Genomic DNA, 1,626 nt, shown 5'->3' with positions numbered 1-1,626 from the left:
CGCCACCGCACCCGACAGCACCCCGTTCCGCAGCGAGCACGACCTCCTCGGCGACCGGGACGTCCCCGCCCACGCGTACTACGGCGTCCACACCCTGCGGGCCGTGGAGAACTTCCCCATCACGGGGACCCCGATCGCCGCCTACCCCGACCTCGTCACCGCCCTGGCCGCCGTCAAGCAGGCCGCCGCGCAGGCCAACCGCGAGCTGGGCCTGCTGGACGGCGACAAGGCCGACGCCATCGTGCGGGCCTGCGAGGAGATCCGCGCCGGCCGCCTCCACGACCACTTCGTCGTCGACGTGATCCAGGGCGGCGCGGGCACCTCCACCAACATGAACGCCAACGAGGTCATCGCCAACCGGGCGCTGGAGCACCTCGGCCACGCCAAGGGCGACTACCGTCACCTCCACCCCCTGGAGGACGTCAACGCCGGGCAGAGCACCAACGACGTCTACCCCACCGCCGTCCGGCTCTCCCTCCAGCTCGCCGCCGACCGGCTGCTGGACGCCATGGAGACCCTGCGCCTGGCCTTCGCCGCCAAGGCGGAGGAGTTCGCGGACGTCCTCAAGATGGGCCGCACCCAGCTCCAGGACGCGGTGCCCATGACGCTGGGCCAGGAGTTCGCCGCGTACGCCGTCATGCTGGCCGAGGACCGGGCGCGGCTGGAGGAGGCCCGGGCGCTGCTCCGGGAGATCAACCTCGGTGGCACCGCCATCGGCACCGGCCTCAACGCCCACCCCGAGTACCCGGGGCTCGCCTGCCGTCACCTCGGCGCGCTCACGGGCATCCCGCTGAGCGTCGCCGGCGACCTCGTCGAGGCCACCCAGGACATGGGCGCGTTCGTCCAGCTGTCCGGCGTGCTCAAGCGGATCGCCGTCAAGCTCTCCAAGACCTGCAACGACCTGCGTCTGCTCTCCTGCGGCCCGCGCGCCGGCCTCGCCGAGATCAACCTGCCGCCGGTTCAGGCGGGTTCGAGCATCATGCCCGGCAAGGTCAACCCGGTGATCCCCGAGGTCGTCAACCAGATCGCCTTCGAGGTCATCGGCAACGACGTGACCGTCACCATGGCCGCCGAGTCCGGCCAGCTCCAGCTCAACGCCTTCGAGCCGGTCATCGCCCACAGCCTCCTCAAGAGCATCGCCCACCTGAGCTCCGGCTGTCTGACGCTGGCCGAGCGGTGCGTCACCGGCATCACCGCCAACCGCGAGCACCTGGCCCAGCTGGTCGGGCAGTCCATCGGCCTGGCCACCGCCCTCAACCCGCACATCGGGTACGAGAAGGCCACCGCCGTCGCCCAGGAGGCCCTGACCACCGGCGCCTCCGTCCGCGACCTCGTCCTGGCCAAGGGCCTGCTCACCCCGGAGCGGCTCGAGGAGATCCTCCACCCGGACAACCTCGCCCGCCCCCACTCCGCGGCCGTCCACGGCTGATCGCCGCGGCCCACTCCGCTCTCCGTCCCAGAAGTTCCAGAAGTTCCAGAAACAGAAAGAAGAAGCACCACCATGGCAACGGCGCCTAGCGTCTCGTACTCGATGACGGTCCGGCTGGAGGTTCCCGTGTCGGGGACCGCGGTCAGTGAGCTGACCACGGCCGTGGAGTCCTCCGGTGGGTCGGTGACCGGTCTGGA

Annotated in this window: 1 protein-coding gene; it reads left to right on the top strand. The window is 70.9% G+C overall.

Translation table 11 applies throughout. The annotated features are described in order from the left end of the window. The coding region (aspA, locus tag K6I33_RS34865; RefSeq protein WP_229358800.1) for an aspartate ammonia-lyase at window positions 1-1,429 on the top strand (1,429 nt) is incomplete at its 5' end. Between the last annotated feature and the right edge of the window lie 197 nt (window positions 1,430-1,626).

It is taken from the genome of Streptomyces sp. UNOB3_S3 (assembly GCF_020740895.1).
Classification (GTDB): Bacteria; Actinomycetota; Actinomycetes; order Streptomycetales; family Streptomycetaceae; genus Streptomyces.
Note: the sequence above shows the minus strand (reverse complement) of the source record. Positions and strands in the feature narration are given on the sequence as shown.